Source organism: Acinetobacter sp. 3657 (assembly GCF_031456775.1).
GTDB lineage: Bacteria > Pseudomonadota > Gammaproteobacteria > Pseudomonadales > Moraxellaceae > Acinetobacter.
This window is the reverse complement of record NZ_JAVDVH010000007.1, coordinates 101,980-120,204: the sequence shown is the minus strand read 5'-3', so window position 1 is coordinate 120,204 and position 18,225 is coordinate 101,980. Positions and strand designations below refer to the sequence as shown.

The window sequence follows — 18,225 nt, the reverse complement described above, 5'->3', positions numbered from 1 at the left end:
TTCGCTTTTTAATGGCATTATTGCCTAGACACTGATCAATTCGAAACGTTTATGTTACATCTACCTTTTAACCATACTGTGACGCTGATTATTATCACAGTCGCAATTTCTTTACTGGCATTCTCCAACTCACGTGTGATGAACCGTTTGATCTTTTGGCCTCCCGCAATGCAACGCGGACAATATGATCGATTTATCTCCCATGGCTTCATTCATGCAGATGGCACACATTTACTTTTCAACATGATCACGCTGTTTTTCTTCGGCAATATCATTGAAAGTTTTTACCGTCAGTTTTTCTATGACATGGGCTTTGTGCTGTTTTATTTAGGTGGATTAATTTTTGCGATTTTACCGAGCTATTTAAAACATAAAAATGACACACACTGGGCCAGTCTTGGCGCATCTGGTGCTGTTTCCGCGGTTTTATTTGCCTATATTTTATTCCAGCCATGGAACCTGATTTTTGTGTTCTTTATTCCTGTTCCAGCCATTATTTTTGCCATTTTATATGTGGCTTATAGCGTCTGGTCAGGCAAACGTGGTAACAGCAATATCAACCATAGCGCCCACTTATGGGGAGCTGCTTACGGTATTGTCGTAACGATCATCTTAGAGCCCAGAGTGGTTCCGCATTTCCTCAATCAACTGACCAAATTGCCATTTTAAACAATAAAAAACAAGCCTCCAACTGAGGCTTGTTTTTCAAATATAAACATCAAATTTGCTCTGACCTTCTTATTATCATTACTTTGATCGATTTCACCTGTATCAGCATCAGCCAAATTTAACCAAAGCATAGAACTGTATAAAAAAGCAACTCGTAAAAAAGATGAGATAGGCTTAAAATTTAATCAGATCAAATACACAGGGTGTATCAATATGAAAATAATTTTATTGAGCTTAAGTATTTTATTCTGTCTGAGCCTATCTGCATGTGCGGTACATACCCCACGTGGCAGCGTGGTGATTGACCCAGATGGCTATGACCACAGATACCATCGTCAAGGCGGTAAGGGAGATTTCTGCCCACCAGGACTGGCAAAACAAGGGCGTTGCTAATCATTTAAAAGCGTCTAAATGATGTACATGTGGACGCCTTTAAGTTCAAGCAATTTCTGCTGGAAAGGCGATGACTTGATCAATTTTAACCTGATTCATCGCCACCATCAGTAAGCGGTCTATTCCCAACGCAATACCTGAGCATTCAGGCATATTAGGTAGTGCTGCCAATAAATACTGATCGGTTGGAATGATAGGCAAACTTTGCTTGCTACGTTCCATATTATCTGCCTCAAAACGAGCAGCTAAAATATCTGCATCCAAAAGTTCATCATAGGCATTTGCTAATTCTAAGCCTTCGATATAAACCTCAAAGCGTGCAGCAACCAGTTCACCATCTTGATCTGTTTTGACTTTTGCTAACGATGCCATTTCAGGTGGAAAATCAGTCAAAAATACAGGCGCATCGAAGCCCAAACTTGGTTCAACAAAATGAGAAAATAATAAATCCATGTAGCCAAGACGATCATCGCCAAGATCAAGATTTAGCCCCACTCTGTTGGCGGTATCTTTGAGTTGCTTTAATGTGGCTTGTAATGGATTAATGTCTAAACGATCCTGAAAAGCGTGTTTATAACTGAGAATAATAGGACGTATTTCCCCAAAACGATGCGCCAAACAACTTTCTAATAAGTCTGCTGTTTCATGCATCAGTCCTTTTAAATCCAATGCAGGGCGATACCATTCCAACATGGTAAATTCGCTATTGTGCTTACGACCATGTTCATCATCACGGAAAACTTTACAGATTTGATAGATCGGACCACTACCACTCGCCAACAAACGTTTCATAGGAAATTCAGGAGAAGTTTGTAAGTATTGGGTGCTTGATTTTCCATGAATGTGTCGCTGCACTTGCACCGAAGCCAAATGCACATCGGTTACACCTGCCTGAGATAAAATTGGTGTTTCTACTTCTAAAACATCACGCTCAGCAAAGAACTGGCGAATCTTCTGATACATTGCGGCGCGCGCTTTTAGTGCTTCGATGGAACATGTTGGTTGATAAGTTTTCATATTTTGACTCATGATTTTGGACCTCCGTGTGCGGCCCACTCGCGGCGCAATGGATAGTTTTTACGGAGTAAATCAAATGCTGACTGCTGTACCTTTCCATCTTGAACACAGGCGCGAAGTTGCTGATCATCTTCAGCAATATTATAAATTTGTGTGAGATACTGCTTAAGTGCCGCTTTTAAATCCTGTTGATCAAAGTATTGCTCAACACTTGGTAACTGACTTTCAAATCGCTTCGATGCGGTGTAGCCGAATTTCTGACAAAAAGCATCATAAATCATCTGTGTGCCTCTGGCCTTACCTTCCAAACTATAACCTGCAATATGCGGGGTCGCTAATGCCAGCAGATCCAATAATTGTTCTGAAATTTCTGGTTCAAACTCAAATACATCCAGTACCACTTGGCGTTTGGTTTTTTTAATATCCGCCATCAATGCCGATTGTTTTACGACAGCCCCACGCGCACTATTAATTAAGATCGCTGATGCTTTCATCGCAGAAAAGGCAGCGTCATCAAATAAATGCTGTGTTGGATAATCGCCTGACAACGTTAAAGGTACATGAATTGAAATCGCATCTGCACGTTTCAAAAGCTCATTGAAAGAGACATTTTCAATGCCATCAAGTTGTACATACGGATCATAGCCGATCACTTGCCAACCCAATAATTGTGCCATTGTTGCCAATCGTTTCCCAACATTACCTAAGCCCACAATCGCTAAGGTAAATTGATGGTCTTTTTCTAATAATTCAATATTTAAATGCAGTAATGCGGTAATCACATATTCAGCAACCGCTTGAGCATTACAGCCTGCGGCATTACTCCATGCAATCTTGTGTTGTTCTAAAGCTTGGATATCGAGATGATCTGTTCCAATGGTTGCGCTACCAACAAATTGAATCTTAGTTTGATCAATCAAGGTATGATTGACTTTAGTAACAGATCGAACCAACAGCGCATCTGCATCTTGTACATCCTCATGCGTCAATGTACGTCCTGCTTTATGCTGTATTTCTGCAAATTCCGCAAAAAAATAATCGGTAAATGCCAAATTTTCATCTGCGATAATTTTCATGCAGCGCTTTCCATCTATGAGTCTGCGCTTATTATCCTTAGCATCGAGGAAATTGACAAATCAAATCTGAATGTTCGAGTAAAAATGGCGATAAAGACAACGGTTTTGAAATGCCCATGCAACTTATTGCCAATTCTAGATCGTTTTTTTAATTTTGATTCCTACCAGTTTTTTATCCACGTATCTGCCTTGGAGCAGGCACTCATAGTTGCTGTCTGTTTGTTGGCAATTATTGTCGAATTATTTAATTCAGCCATTGAAGCTGTTGTTGAACACATTTCACTTGAAAAACATGAATTGTCTAAGAATGCAAAAGATATGGGAAGCACAGCCCAGTTCGTTTCTTTAGCCATTATCTTTTTTAGTTGGATAATTATTTTATTTCGCTAAACATCCAGTATGTTCCACATAAAAAAAGCCCTTGCAGATGCAGGGACTTTTTTGATCTAGACGAAAGTTTAATTACATCACAATAACTTTCCTAAAATCTAAAAACAAAATCACTCGTTATTTTAATCAACCCACCATATCAAAACAGTTATCGCTCAAACATATCCCATTAAAAAATCTATAACATTTAAATAAAATATTAAAACCAATTATAATAAAAATTACTTTTCAATTTTACCAGTTTAAATTTATTTATTATATAAATTAAAATTTATAACGCCTTTTGCCCAGCCCTTTCTTAAATCGACAACAGGCTGCTCTCCATCATTTTCAACTGTATTTGAACTTTCCCAAAGAATAACGCCGTCCGCGCTTTTACTCTTCAAATAATCTAGCCTATCTTTCATTTCCTTATCTGATAAAAGCTCTACCAATCTCATTCTAGTTATAGGGTTTTTTTTAGAAAGATAATAACTAGCTGTTATATATGGATATATTTTTAGATTATATTTCTTAGCATATTTATGACTTTCTTTCATATTTACATCAGCAATGCTCTTCCATATGTTAATATTTCTAATATTATAGTTGTAAATTACAGGACTTATAAAATCGACTAATTCAGCAATAGGCTCATATTTTTGATTTAATTTTTGATATCCTTCTAATCTCTTACCAGTATAAAGCTCACCTTCTGTACTAACAGGTAATAATGAATAAACTCCTACCTCTGCAGCCCCACCTAATCTATGGTAGAGTCTTAAGGACTCTAATACAACCGGTAAAACAGTTTCAGGTTTTCTATCATTGCCAATTTCAATATCAAATGAAACAGGAATCTCTGGATTTAGTTTTGTATCGGCTACAACTTTTTTCATTTTTTCAATATCAGGCTTTCCATCAGTTAAAAAATACTTCTCATATAAAACTTTGATGGGTTTAGTTCCAGTAGCAAGAAGAGCTTGCTCAGCCTTAGCATATCCATCAACTTTTTTACCATTTTGATCAATATGATATCTAAAAGGAACAAAAGTATATATAGTGAAGGCATTCGCTAGAGAACTTGTTATTGACAGGAATAAAATCCAAAATATTTTTTTCATCTCAATTAACCTAGATTTACTCATCTTTAAAATTAAATTAAAAAATTTAACTTCTCTACAACATTTCTGTTAAGTTTTATGATTATTTTTTACACACCTATTTAAAACAAAATATAAACATAATTAATTATTATTGACACCAAAAAACCATCAACATAATCAACCACACTCACGTTTCTGCCTTACAAAAAATATAATATGCCAAAAATAAAAAATAACTAGCAAATAAACCTAAAACCTTCAATATTATTTAACACTTCATTTAATATATATACACTAGCAATAGTTATCTCCTCAATTCCTTTCAATTATTTTAATGATATGCTTTAACACTAAAAAATACACCAACCTTAAACATATAATACCGAAAATTTAATTAAAAACTTATGTTCCTTATGAATATAAAAAAATTAAATAATTAAGTAGTATAAACACAATTTAAAAAAGGCCGCTGAATGCGGCCTTTATACTTACAGCAAAACCATATGTTAGTAATACTGTGAGCAATCATACTAAATAAAATTAAATATCAATTAATTAGTATTGATTTGAGCGGTTTACATCATGCCGCCCATACCACCCATACCGCCCATATCAGGAGCAGATGGTTTATCTTCAGGAAGATCAGTAATCATACATTCTGTTGTTAACATCAAACCAGCAACAGAAGCTGCGTGCTCAAGAGCAGAACGCGTTACTTTCGCAGGGTCAAGAATACCCATTTCTAACATGTCGCCATATTCGCCAGTTGCAGCGTTATAACCAAAGTTACCTTCACCTGCTTTTACTGCATTGATGACAACCGATGGCTCATCACCTGAGTTGGCAACGATTTGACGAAGTGGCGCTTCAATCGCACGACGTAAGATATTAATCCCCGCTGTTTGATCGTCATTTGCACCTTTCAGATTTTCAAGCACATTGACTGCACGTACTAGCGCAACACCACCACCCGCAACAACACCCTCTTCAACAGCAGCACGTGTTGCATGAAGTGCGTCATCTACGCGGTCTTTTTTCTCTTTCATTGCAACTTCAGTCGCAGCACCGATTTTAATTACGGCAACACCGCCTGCTAATTTAGCAACGCGTTCTTGAAGTTTTTCTTTGTCATATTCAGAACTAGATTCTTCGATTTGACCACGGATTTGTTGCACACGTTCAGAGATTTGAGCTGCATTACCAGCACCATCAACGATCACAGTATTTTCTTTAGATACAGTGATTTTATGCGCAGTACCTAAGTCTTGAAGAGAAGCTTGTTCTAAAGACATACCCACTTCTTCAGAAATCACAGTCGCGCCCGTTAAGATCGCGATGTCTTGAAGCATTGCTTTACGACGATCACCAAAACCAGGTGCTTTAACCGCACATACTTTGATAATACCGCGCATGTTGTTTACAACAAGTGTAGCAAGCGCTTCGCCTTCAACATCTTCAGCGATGATTAAAAGTGGCTTACCTGTTTTAGCAACCGCTTCTAATACCGTAATCAATTCACGGATGTTGCTGATTTTTTTATCAACAAGAAGAATGAACGGATTTTCAAGTTCAGCCGTTAAAGTTTCTTGTTTGTTCGCAAAATATGGAGAGATATAACCACGATCAAACTGCATACCCTCTACAACGTCTAAAGAGTCTTCGAAGCCAGAACCTTCTTCTACAGTGATAACGCCTTCTTTACCTACTTTTTCCATTGCTTGCGCAATCAACTTACCAACAGTCGTGTCAGAGTTTGCAGAGATTGAACCCACTTGTTCAATCGCTTTGAAATCATCAGCAGGTTTTGCATTTGCACGGATATTTTCAACTACAGTTTTCACTGCGATGTCGATACCACGTTTCAAATCCATTGGGTTCATACCTGCAGTTACAGATTTGATCCCTTCATTTAAGATTGCTTGAGCAAGTACAGTTGCAGTCGTAGTACCGTCACCAGCGATGTCGTTTGTTTTGCTTGAAACTTCACGAACAAGTTGAGCACCCATGTTTTCAAACTTGTCTTTAAGTGAAATTTCTTTCGCAACAGTCACACCATCTTTAGTGATGTGTGGCGCACCGAAAGAACGGTCGATCACAACGTTACGGCCTTTAGGACCTAAAGTTACTTTTACAGCATCTGCAAGGATATTTACGCCTGCGATCATTTTTGAGCGAGCTGAATCACCAAATTTTACGTCTTTAGCTGACATATTAAACTCCGAATCTTTTTAAATACTTAATCTGATAATAAAATGAGTTATGTGTCGATTAGCCTTCTAGCACAGCTAAGATATCTGACTCTTTCATAATCAAGAGTTCTTCACCACTCACTTTAACGGTTGTACCTGCATATGCACCAAACAATACTTTGTCACCAACTTTGACATCCAAAGCACGTACACCGCTATCTGTGATTTGACCGTTACCAACTGCAATTACTTCACCTTGTAATGGTTTTTCAGCAGCAGAACCTGGCAGTAAAATACCACCAGCAGTTTTGGTTTCTTCTTCTACGCGACGAATCACAACGCGATCATGTAATGGACGAATGTTGCTCATAATTAACTCCATCAGACTTAGTCTTTTTGATTAATTTGTACTGCTACTCCAGTAGCAATAAACAAAATTTTGATATGTCACTTTTGTGGGGTTAAAAAAAAAGGCTTCAAGGGGAAAAACAAAAAATATTCTACTTTTTGATGCTTTTTCAGACATCATCATCATTGCTGTTTAAAATCGTCGCTTTTTCATGCTTTTCGAACTGCTTTTTTTGTTCATCAAACCAATAATGTTCAATCACACCATCCGCTAAAATTACATTAAAACTATTCGGCAAACCAAAACGTACCCGATTCGATATTGCTGTTCCTGCATGAATATCCAAAATAGGATGATCAAATCCCAAATGGAAAATTTGATTTAAATCATGCACTGCGACCTTATGTAAATGTCCATGCAATAAACCAAACAATCCCGTTTCGCCCCACTTTTGTAGTGCTACTTTTCCAAACACAGGACAATCTTTGCCACCATGATCATCTGGAAATGTATAAAAAGGTTGATGAAAAACACCAAGCTTGATTTTATCTGATGCTGCATTTTTTAATTTTTCATAGGTCTCATTGATCTGATCAAATGAAATATGACCGCGCGTATGATAACGCCTGCGAATGCTATTTATTCCAACAATATAGAAATGCTCCGTTTCTAAAGTCGTTTCCAGATCACCAAAAAACATTTGATAGCGTAGAAAAGGCGAAAAGAAGCGATTCCAAACATGATACAGCGGAATATCATGATTGCCCGGCACCACCAAATAAGGAATTGATAGACTGTCTAGAAACTGACGACACGCATAAAACTGTTTAAGACGAGCACGTTGAGTCAAATCACCACTCACCACAATTGCTTCAGGGTGATGTTGCTGACAAAACAGTTTAATCGCGCTCATACACGCTTCGCGCTCAGTACCAAAATGCAGATCAGACAGATGTAACAACATTTGGAACCATCACTTTTAAAGCCGATTTTTTAACAGCGAAGTTTAATGGTGTTTGCATTTCCATTAACTCTCCATCTACTGCTACCGTTATTGTGGTCTTTTTACAACCCACCTGTATCTGCTCAGCGCAAAAGGTATATACATCAGAGGCTTGATCAATTTTTCCTTGAATTAACTTCAACAACATTTTTAACAAACTAAATCGATCACTTTTCGCCACCACGACCCCAGCAAGTTTGCCATTAGCAGCACATTCCGCAATTCTGAGTTTCAAATCACTGAGTTGTAGCTGATTATTTCCAAAGAAAATTAGCGGCGTACTCACTGGATGTTTTTGTCCATCGACGGTCACAGCCAATTTTAAAGATTTATGCTCTCGGAGCAGCACATCTAAGCCCGATGTATAGGCGTGCAAAGGAAATCTCCCAAAGCGTTTGTTGTACAACTCACGTTTCTTAATAAATAACGGATATAAACCTAGACTGGCATTATTCAAGTAAATTTGATCATTTATAGTCGCAACATGCACATCATGTACCTTTCCTGTCGCAATCACTTCCGCTGCTTGTTGAACATCAATCGGAATATTTAACGCTCGAGCAACGTAGTTAAACGTACCTAGCGGTATGATTCCCATTGGGATATCGGTATGCATCAAGCGCTTTGCAACCGCGTTTAAAGTCCCGTCTCCGCCTGCAGCAATCACCACTCCGCACTCATCAGCCTGTTGATGTCTCACTAAAATAGCTGACATCATTTCATCAAAATCAACTGTTTGATTTAGCTCAAAGACCTGAATTTCAAAACCATATTGTGTCCAAAATGTCATGAGCCGCTCATATTCCTCGTCTTGTTGTGCGGCATGAAATCCAGATTTTTGATTATATATAATAGAGAGTGGACGTAAATTTGGATGCATAAAGATCAAACTTAAGGCTGTTAATAGCTGTATTTTTGTGTACAAAAGCAACAAATGAAAGCTTGTTTATGTAAATTTTGAATGAGCATAATTCATTTTATCAATAATAATTCTCAAGAAATGCACAAACATTAAGATGTTGTTATTTATTGGTATTTTTAATAAAAATAACACCTATAAATATATCATATACTGTATTAAAAAAACATTCAAACGATCAAAAACAACCACTTAGGTAGATATAAACAGCGTTTCATTAACAGTAGATAACATTCTTGGCTCTTATTTTTTTTTCGATTTTATGCTTTAATACAGCCACTTTTTTTACTTCATCTATTTTCATTGTATCCCAATGAATAGAACTGTACGTCGTACACACTTTAAAAAGGCATCACCATGACCCAAGTGAACGCACCAGAATTCGTTCGTCACCCTAAGCTTATTGCATGGGTGGAAGAGATTGCAAAATTAACCAAACCAGCAAAAATTGAATGGTGTGACGGAAGCGAAGAAGAATATCAACGTCTGATCGACTTGATGATCGCTAACGGCACCATGCAAAAACTTAACCAAGAAAAGCATCCTGGTTCATATCTTGCAAATTCTGATCCTTCTGATGTTGCTCGTGTTGAAGACCGCACTTATATTTGCTCTGCAAACCAAGAAGATGCTGGCGCGACGAATAACTGGGTTGCACCTGCGGAAATGCGCACAAAATTAAATGGATTGTTTGATGGTGCAATGGAAGGCCGTACCATGTATGTGGTTCCTTTCTCAATGGGTCCGTTAGGTAGCCACATTGCACACATTGGTATTGAACTTACAGATTCACCTTACGTTGCTGTTTCGATGAAGAAAATGGCGCGTATGGGCAAAGCGGTTTATGACGTACTTGGTACAGACGGCGAATATGTACCTTGCGTACACACTGTTGCAGCTCCTCTTGCCGCTGGTGCAAAAGATGTTGCATGGCCATGCAACAATGAAAAATATATCGTGCATTATCCAGAAACTCGTGAAATCTGGTCTTACGGTTCTGGTTACGGTGGTAACGCGTTACTGGGTAAAAAATGCTTAGCATTACGTATTGCTTCTGCAATGGGTCGTGAACAAGGTTGGTTAGCTGAACACATGCTGATTTTAGGCGTGACCAATCCACAAGGTGAAAAACATTACATCGCAGCGGCATTCCCTTCTGCATGTGGTAAAACTAACTTTGCAATGTTGATTCCACCAGCAGGCTATGAAGGTTGGAAGATTGAAACTGTAGGTGACGATATCGCTTGGATCAAACCAGGTGAAGATGGTCGTTTATATGCAATCAACCCAGAAGCTGGTTTCTTCGGTGTTGCACCTGGTACAAATACCAAAACCAACCCGAACTGCATGGCAACTATGCATAAAGATGTCATTTATACCAACGTTGCTGTTACAGATAATGGTGAAGTATGGTGGGAAGGTCTTTCTAAAGAAGTTCCAGCGAACCTTACCAACTGGAAAGGTCAACCGCATACTGGCGAAGATAAAGCTGCTCATCCAAATGCACGTTTCACAGTTTCTGCTGGTCAATGCCCTTCGATTGACGCTGACTGGGAAAATCCAGCAGGTGTTCCAATCTCAGCATTCATCTTCGGTGGTCGCCGTGCGGACACAGTGCCTTTAGTATCAGAAGCTTTTGATTGGGTTGATGGCGTGTATAAAGCTGCAACGATGGGTTCTGAAACAACTGCTGCGGCTGTTGGTCAACAAGGTATCGTTCGTCGTGATCCATTTGCGATGCTTCCTTTCGCTGGTTATAACATGGCTGATTACTTCGGTCACTGGTTACAACTTGGTCAAGAAGTTGGCGCTAAAGCAGAAGCTGCTGGTAATAAATTACCAAAAATCTTCAATGTAAACTGGTTCCGTCGTGATGCTGAAGGCAACTTCGTATGGCCTGGTTTCGGTCAAAACATGCGTGTTCTTGAGTGGATCATTGATCGTTGTGAAGGTCGTGCTGAAGCGACTCAAACACCAATCGGTCTAGTTCCAACTTATGAGCAATTGAACTGGGAAGGTATCGATTTCTCTAAAGAACAATTCAATACTGTTACCGCTCAAGATAAAGATCAATGGATCAAAGAGCTTGAGAGCCACACTGAGTTATTTACTAAACTTGGTGATCGTTTACCTCAAGCACTTAAAGATCGTCAAAATGAATTATTAAATGCGGTTAAATCTGCTTAATAGTAATTCCTGAAATTGATTGAAAGTATTTCATTTCAAACCGAGTTAAGCAATTGGCTCGGTTTTGAATTTATTTACGATTCAGTTCGATAATCGAATAAACGATCATTTATAAGAAATAGAACTTACAAAAAAAAATTTACAGACTCATTGAGCCTAATTATCTTTTAGGAAAACTACATAAACCCAATTATCATCCATTCTAACACGATGTGCCCCATCGGCATCAGAGAGATGAACTGCTAGTGATGTAATATCCCAAGCGTAGTTCTCATGACAAAGAGATATAAAACCCTGTAAGTCCTTAATATTTTTATCCTTACCATAATCTTTGACTAATAACGCTACTTCTTGTAAGTCTTCAGGAATTAAGGCAACCTCCCAACTCCAAGTAAATTTTTCTAGTGGAATATTGAGTATACCAATGACATTCATCTCAAAAGTTTCCCATCCATCCCCAACTTTAAAATTAATAACCCCCATTACCAAGTCTATATCACATTCTTGAATCATTTTATTTTTAAAAGTATTAAATATAGTTTTATTTTTTAATTCCAATTGTCCCCTATAAATAGAATATTTATCACATATTGTATCTAATTGAGATGAATTCTCTAAGGTAATATTAGATAAAATAAAATCCCTTTCTACCTCCTTACTAAAATCAAAGTATATTTCATCCTCATAATCTTCAGGTTGATTATAATTATATTCCATCATATAACTATTATCCGAATATAAGACAAACTCTAAGCCCCACACCCTCTTACCAACTTCATTAAAAACTAGCTTTCTAAGATATAAGCAAGGTTCTATTAGATCAAACGCTTTCCATCCGATTGGCAAATCAACTTTTTCTTTATTTGACAATGTTTTTGAGGCTTCTATTCCACCAAGCTGATTAGATAAAACTGGGCATTTTAAATTCAATTCTACCCAATCACACCCAGCTACTTCTCTCAAAATTTGTGAAATAATTTTACAAACTATATTCTCATCAATTTTCACTTAAATTAACTCACTGAGTAAAAGGAAAAGTTTTTGTAGAACCATTAATTTTTGCTGTTACTAAAAAGCGATTCGGGCGATTCGTACCATTTGCATAGCCAACCTCTACTTTCATTTCAACATTTTTACCTGCTTTCACGGCATTTGAAATGCTCACTTTCCAATTGAAAACTGTCAAACCTTTCTTCTCTAGTTTTCAGATAAAATATATTAATTTTACTTTAAATAAACTTATATTAATTAGACACAAAGCATATATTATCTTTATCATCAATGCTCATGTATCCCCCCCTTTTGATATTTAATGATATGCACCATCATCATACGTTGAGTTGAAATCACTAACATAAAATATCATTTTATCACTCATACTACATTGAATTAACTTCTCATAGAAATTAAAGTAACTTATATTAGGGATATTTATAAAAAATAATTAACAAAAAACATCCCCCATTTAAAATAGAAACCATACAGAATAATGAATTATAGTCACAATCACTCCCTTCTTCAATGTTAAATAAAAAAACATTATTTTCCGCGACATCAAATATAAATGAAGTCAACCTTCTTATATAATCAAAGTCGACGCTATACTTCAAAACAACAGCATAAGAATTCATTATTTAAAAACTTCATTATATACTTTAATGGCTTTAGTTATAGCTTCTTGGTTTTTCTTAAACTGATGATTCATTTGATTCGATTAAAATACCCTTTAATATAGTAGTAAGACTCTCTGGATTCTTTTCAATCCAATTAAGCGCTAAATTCGGCCAATATGCACTGATGCTTTCACTCAATGCATACTGTAGAACTTTTACTTTATTTTCAGTATTTAATTCATCGAAGTTATGATTACATTCTTGCTGCCCAAGCAGTAATAGCTCTTGTCGGACATCAATCACATGCTGTTCACTCATCACCCCCTCCTTTATCTCACTGAGCTCATAGTGATGTAACACAGGATTTATCACATTGCTATCCAAAGTTTAATGCTTTCTTATGAAAAGTGCTTAGTCCCCAGAAATCCCAATCAACTATCTAAATCTCTTCTTTGATTCCCATCAAAAATTAAACGAAATGAATTGCAAAATTCACTAATATTAACAATAATTGTAATAATAATATTTCTCATTTACATGGTTGTAAATATGAGCTCGACCCTCTCCTTCAAACGAAACTCACTTTTTCTTGCACTATCAAGCTTAGTCAGCATTAGCCCCTATAGCTTTGCAGCAGATGAAGTATCGCAGCAACTCCCAACGATTCAAGTCAAAGCAACTCAGAATGAAATTTCAGATTCTGAAAGCACCAAAGCCTATACGATTAAAAATAGCTCAAGTGCGACTAAGCTCAATATCGAAGCCAAAGAAACCCCTCAAACCATCAATGTCATCACTCGCCAACAGATCGAAGACTTTGGTTTGACCTCAACACGAGTCATTTTAAATAATACCCCTGGCGTGACAGTCAATGCGCTTGAAACGGAACGCGCCGTATATATGGCTCGCGGATTCGAGATTTCAAATATTTTAGTTGATGGCGTAGGTTTTCCCTCAACGGGCTGGAACTATAATGACACCAATCCCGATAGTTACTTTTATGATCGTATCGAAGTCGTTAAAGGGGCAAATGCATTAACCAATGCTTTTGGTGATCCTAGTGCAACCATTAGCTACATTCGCAAACGCCCGACCAAAGAATTTCAAGCCAATACTGGTCTAAGCTATGGCTCATGGGATACTCAACGCTATGAAGCAGATGCCTCTGGTAGTTTAAATGATCGTATACGTGGACGACTGTCTGGCTTTCAACAAACAGGCGACTCATATCGTGATCGTTATTCTTCAGAAAAAAATGGAATTGCAGGTGTTATTGAGGCTGATATTACGGATTCTACCCTTCTGACCATTGGTGCAAGTCAAGAAAAGCATAAACCAAATGCCAACAACTGGGGTGCAATTCCACTGATGGATGGTTCTGGCAAACAACTCAGTTATGATCGCTCATTTAACCCCAATCCAGATTGGGCATATTGGGACAACACTTCTAGAAATGCATTTATCGAACTAAAACAAAAATTTCTAGATACATGGTCTGCTAATCTAAGCTATAACTACAATGAAAAAGATCGTGAAAGCCAGCTTTTATACTATTACGGCTATCCAAACGCAGACGGTTCAGGAGTTTCATTAACACCAAATGGTTATTTAGAGAATAATAAACTACACACTGCTGATTTTAATCTTCAAGGCAAATTTGACCTATTTAATCGAGAGCATGAAGCAATCATTGGTTATACCTTTTCTAAAAGTGATCAAGTTGACCACCAAAAGCAAGGTACGCTACATGACAGCAATATCAATCATGTAAGCTCTGAATACAACGGACAAATCTCAGTTACACCTTATACAACCAATTGGGCAAGCTGGACACCAAAGCATGTAACATGGTCGGATTTCGCCGAACAAGCGGAATATACTCAACGTAATCAGTCTATTTATGCTGCTACTCGCCTGCATCTGAATGATGATCTCAAGCTGACTCTCGGTGCAAACTACATCCAAGCTAAAAGTGAAGGTTCGAGCTATGGCTCACCGATGAATTACGATGAAAGTAAAGTTTCACCTTATGCTGGGATTACCTATAATTTTACACCTGAATATATAAGTTATATGAGTTATACCTCGATCTTTCGCCCTCAAACTTCTGTGAATGAAGCCACAGGAAAAGTTGCCGATCCAATCGAAGGGAAAAGCTACGAAGTTGGGGTTAAAAGTGCTTGGTTAGATGACAAACTAACGGGCACTTTGGCAATCTTTAGAACTGAACAAAACAATTATCCGCTGCGCTCAAGTGACGGACATCCTTTAAATCGTAAAGTCGGCATTAGTGATTTACGTTCACAAGGTGTAGAAGTTGGTTTGGCAGGACAACTCACTGATCAGGTCAATGTCTCTCTTGGTTATGCTCAGTTTAGTTTACAAGACCTAAAAAATGGTGGTGCTGCGAGAACTTATAACCCGACCCAGACCTTTAATCTACTGACCACCTATACACCTGCTCAACTACCAAAACTCAAAGTTGGCGCAGGACTGCAATGGCAAGGGAAAACCTCGATTTTTGACAGCGTACAATCAGCTTATTTGAAACAAAGTGATTATGCTTTGCTTAATCTAATGGCAAGCTATGAAGTAAACCAACACTTCACTGTTCAAGCCAATGCAAATAATGTGACCGATAAAAAATACTTAAATAGCTTCACATATAGTCAAGCGTTCTATGGCGAACCTGCGAACTATAGCGTTGCGCTTAAATTTAAATATTAATAAATTTAACCCCTTATCCAAATATAAGGATAAGGGGTTATGACTTTTATGCGGCGTTAGGTGTCTGTCTTTTTGAGTCTAAGTAAGTATCCAATAATGCAACCTCATCATTGCTCATGCTTAAACCGAGCTTAGAACGTCTCCAAAGAAGATCTTCACTGGTCGTTACCCATTCGAAACGCCACAAATAGTCGACCTCTCTCACATATAAGCCCTGACCAAAATACTGTCCAAGCTCTGCGACTGAAGTTGCCTCACCCAGAATATTCCAAACGCGTGTACCATAAGCGGAAGCCCAGCGTTTTGCTAAAGACTGAGGTGCATCGGTCACTTGTAGAAGAATTTCTTGAACTAATTGCTCAACAGAATCCATCTTCTCCCCACCCGGTAAAACCTCTTTTGCGGTCCAGCGACCCTGCATTTCAGGGAAGAACGCCTTAAGCTGCTGCATCGCAGATTCAGCCAACTTACGGTAAGTTGTTAATTTTCCACCAAATACAGAAAGCAATGGTGCTTGTCCTACTGCTTGCTTTGACAATGCCAAGGTATAATCACGTGTCACCGCAGAAGGATTATCCGACTCGTCATCACACAAAGGACGTACCCCAGCAAAAGTCGAAATAATTTGCTCTTGGGTTAATTGCTTTTTAAAATGCTCATTACTGACCTTAACCAAATAGTCAATTTCCGCTTGAGTAATTTTCACCTGAGCTGGATCACCTTTGTATTCATGATCCGTTGTCCCAATCATGGTGTATTGATCCAAATAAGGAATCGCAAACACGATACGACGGTCATCATTTTGCATAATAAAGGCCTTATCACCTTCATAAAGCTTCGGCACAATAATATGGCTGCCTTGAATTAAACGGATCCCATACGGCGATTTAAGTTGTAAATCTTGTTTGATAAACTGAGCAACCCATGGACCTGCGGCATTGACCAAAGCCTTCGCTTTGATTTGAAATGCCCCCTGTGCATTTTCCAAATCAACAATCCAGTACTCCCCGTCACGCTTGGCGGATAAGCAACGGGTACGTGTCACAATATCAGCACCTTTTTCACGCGCATGCATCGCATTGAGCACCACTAAACGTGAGTCATCTACCGCACAATCAGAATACTCAAAACCACGGGTAATCGCCGAATTTAATGGGCTATCTTCTTTAAAATAAACGTTATTCGAACCCAGTAATTTCTCGCGCTTTCCAAGGTGATCATAGAAGAATAGACCTGTACGAATCAGCCAAGCTGGGCGTAAATGTGGACGATGTGGCATGATGAAGCGCATCGGACGAATAATATGTGGCGCTTTATTCAATAACACTTCACGTTCAGCCAACGCCTCTCGCACTAAGCGAAACTCTTTGTGTTCTAAATAGCGCAAACCACCATGAATGAGCTTACTGCTTGCGGAAGACGTATGACTCGCTAAATCATCCTTTTCACATAAAAATACCGATAATCCGCGACCAGCCGCATCGACTGCGATACCCACACCGTTGATACCACCACCAATGATCGCAAGATCATAAATTTTATCTGTTAACTGGGGAGCGTTTTGCATAAATCACCGCAAATTTTCGATATTGTTCAATAATGAAAATTTAAACATATAAAATGAAAATAGACAATAAAAACACGCGACAAAAATGTCAATTTACCGACATTTTTAGACTGATGGTAAAAAATTGAAAGAAATGTAAAAATGATGATAAGCTTATTAAATATAATATTTATAAGGAATAAAAAATAATTTTATATAAAGTGAATGAAGCAAAAAACAGCTCATTCAAAAAAAGTAACATTTTTTCGAAAATGAATATTTATTTTGCAACAATCAATCCAATATCCAAATCTCTAATAGTTTTCATATATTGATCATTGGGTTGTTGGTCAGTAAAAATACAATCCACTTGTTTAAGCGAACCTAAACGAATCATCGCATTACGCCCAAACTTACTGCTATCCGCCGCTAAAAAAACCTGACGTGCACTTGAAATGATTTCTTGCGAAACACAGACTTCTTGAAAATCGAAATCCAATAAAGTGCCATCCTCGTCGATACCACTAATCCCAACCAACGCATAATCTGCTTTAAATTGCTTAAAGAAATCAGCCGTTGCCTGCCCGATCACCCCACCATCAGGGCGGACGCGTCCACTGGCGATCAGTACTTCAAAATCTTCTTTGGTACTCAAAATTTTAGCAACATTTAAATTATTGGTAATAATTTTCAGCCCCGTATGATTTAACAAGGCATGCGCGATTGCTTCAGTTGAAGTACCGATATTGATGAACAATGAAGCATGATCAGGCACAGCAGCGGCAACAGCTTCCGCAATAGAACGCTTTTGTTCAAGCATGTGCCCGACACGCATGGTGTACTCAGTGTTTTCAACACTCGAATCATGTGCCGCGCCACCATGGTAGCGACGCAACAAGCCTTCATCTGCCAACTGATTAATATCACGTCGAATCGTCTGAGGTGTAACATCAAAATATTGAGCAAGCTCTTCAATACTGATATAGCCACGCTCGCGTACTAATTCGAGGGTTTTTTGTTGGCGTAATATCAAACTCATGCTCATCCATCCTATGTTGTTAT

Annotated in this window: 17 protein-coding genes; 5 read left to right on the top strand and 12 right to left on the bottom strand. The window is 38.1% G+C overall.

Translation table 11 applies throughout. The features are described 5' to 3' along the window. Positions 1-51 precede the first annotated feature (51 nt). Positions 52-669 carry a rhomboid family intramembrane serine protease gene (locus tag J2Y37_RS09955; RefSeq protein WP_121929497.1) on the top strand — a complete coding sequence of 206 codons (618 nt, stop codon included), beginning with the start codon at positions 52-54 and terminating at the stop codon, positions 667-669. Positions 670-882: 213 nt separating this feature from the next. Beyond that, positions 883-1,062, top strand: coding sequence for a hypothetical protein (locus J2Y37_RS09950; protein ID WP_005081751.1), 180 nt, complete (start codon positions 883-885; stop codon positions 1,060-1,062). Positions 1,063-1,107: 45 nt separating this feature from the next. Here J2Y37_RS09950 and epmA read toward each other — a convergent pair whose 3' ends face one another. Continuing rightward, positions 1,108-2,079 (bottom strand): EF-P lysine aminoacylase EpmA, encoded by a 972-nt coding sequence (gene epmA / locus J2Y37_RS09945; protein WP_349032701.1) that lies wholly within the window; start codon positions 2,077-2,079, stop codon positions 1,108-1,110. 8 nt (positions 2,080-2,087) lie between these two features. Beyond that, the gene (locus J2Y37_RS09940) at positions 2,088-3,155 is read right to left on the bottom strand and encodes a 4-phosphoerythronate dehydrogenase (protein ID WP_349032700.1); all 1,068 of its coding nucleotides are present in this window, start codon (positions 3,153-3,155) and stop codon (positions 2,088-2,090) included. Between the two features lie 84 nt (positions 3,156-3,239). Here J2Y37_RS09940 and J2Y37_RS09935 point away from each other — a divergent pair, with 84 nt between their 5' ends. Beyond that, a complete protein-coding gene (locus J2Y37_RS09935) occupies positions 3,240-3,545 on the top strand; it encodes a diacylglycerol kinase (RefSeq protein WP_349032699.1) in 306 nt (101 codons plus the stop codon). 248 nt (positions 3,546-3,793) lie between these two features. On the opposite strand, the gene J2Y37_RS09930 is transcribed toward J2Y37_RS09935, so the two are convergent. The 5 genes from J2Y37_RS09930 to J2Y37_RS09910 form a co-directional block, all read right to left on the bottom strand. Next, positions 3,794-4,648 (bottom strand): hypothetical protein, encoded by an 855-nt coding sequence (locus tag J2Y37_RS09930; protein WP_349032698.1) that lies wholly within the window; start codon positions 4,646-4,648, stop codon positions 3,794-3,796. Positions 4,649-5,205: 557 nt separating this feature from the next. Beyond that, positions 5,206-6,840: a chaperonin GroEL gene (groL, locus tag J2Y37_RS09925; RefSeq protein ID WP_349032697.1), complete on the bottom strand. Its 1,635-nt coding sequence runs from the start codon at positions 6,838-6,840 to the stop codon at positions 5,206-5,208. Between the two features lie 58 nt (positions 6,841-6,898). Beyond that, the gene (locus tag J2Y37_RS09920) at positions 6,899-7,189 is read right to left on the bottom strand and encodes a co-chaperone GroES (protein WP_004670340.1); all 291 of its coding nucleotides are present in this window, start codon (positions 7,187-7,189) and stop codon (positions 6,899-6,901) included. Positions 7,190-7,337: 148 nt separating this feature from the next. Then, positions 7,338-8,132 carry a metallophosphoesterase gene (locus J2Y37_RS09915; protein WP_349032696.1) on the bottom strand — a complete coding sequence of 265 codons (795 nt, stop codon included), beginning with the start codon at positions 8,130-8,132 and terminating at the stop codon, positions 7,338-7,340. Then, the gene (locus J2Y37_RS09910; protein ID WP_349032695.1) at positions 8,113-9,051 is read right to left on the bottom strand and encodes a diacylglycerol kinase family protein; all 939 of its coding nucleotides are present in this window, start codon (positions 9,049-9,051) and stop codon (positions 8,113-8,115) included. The genes J2Y37_RS09915 and J2Y37_RS09910 overlap by 20 nt, the downstream gene beginning before the upstream one ends. 396 nt (positions 9,052-9,447) lie before the next feature. Here J2Y37_RS09910 and J2Y37_RS09905 point away from each other — a divergent pair, with 396 nt between their 5' ends. Next, complete coding sequence (locus J2Y37_RS09905; RefSeq protein ID WP_349032694.1) at positions 9,448-11,277, top strand: phosphoenolpyruvate carboxykinase (GTP); 1,830 nt, start codon at positions 9,448-9,450, stop codon at positions 11,275-11,277. Positions 11,278-11,433: 156 nt separating this feature from the next. Here the strand turns inward: J2Y37_RS09905 and J2Y37_RS09900 are convergent, their stop codons facing one another. The 3 genes from J2Y37_RS09900 to J2Y37_RS09890 form a co-directional block, all read right to left on the bottom strand. Beyond that, positions 11,434-12,285 (bottom strand): DUF6882 domain-containing protein, encoded by an 852-nt coding sequence (locus J2Y37_RS09900; protein WP_349032693.1) that lies wholly within the window; start codon positions 12,283-12,285, stop codon positions 11,434-11,436. Between the two features lie 10 nt (positions 12,286-12,295). Beyond that, positions 12,296-12,463, bottom strand: coding sequence for a hypothetical protein (locus J2Y37_RS09895; RefSeq protein ID WP_349032692.1), 168 nt, complete (start codon positions 12,461-12,463; stop codon positions 12,296-12,298). Between the two features lie 502 nt (positions 12,464-12,965). Further along, a complete protein-coding gene (locus J2Y37_RS09890) occupies positions 12,966-13,208 on the bottom strand; it encodes a hypothetical protein (RefSeq protein ID WP_349032691.1) in 243 nt (80 codons plus the stop codon). A 231-nt stretch (positions 13,209-13,439) separates the two neighbouring features. On the opposite strand from J2Y37_RS09890, the gene J2Y37_RS09885 reads away from it, so the two are divergent. Next, entirely contained in the window at positions 13,440-15,617 is a 2,178-nt protein-coding gene (locus tag J2Y37_RS09885) for a TonB-dependent siderophore receptor (protein ID WP_349032690.1), read from the top strand. Between the two features lie 46 nt (positions 15,618-15,663). On the opposite strand, the gene glpD is transcribed toward J2Y37_RS09885, so the two are convergent. Both glpD and J2Y37_RS09875 read right to left on the bottom strand, forming a co-directional pair. Further along, positions 15,664-17,184 (bottom strand): glycerol-3-phosphate dehydrogenase, encoded by a 1,521-nt coding sequence (gene glpD / locus J2Y37_RS09880; RefSeq protein WP_349032689.1) that lies wholly within the window; start codon positions 17,182-17,184, stop codon positions 15,664-15,666. A gap of 259 nt (positions 17,185-17,443) precedes the next feature. After that, a complete protein-coding gene (locus J2Y37_RS09875; protein WP_004670322.1) occupies positions 17,444-18,202 on the bottom strand; it encodes a DeoR family transcriptional regulator in 759 nt (252 codons plus the stop codon). Between the last annotated feature and the right edge of the window lie 23 nt (positions 18,203-18,225).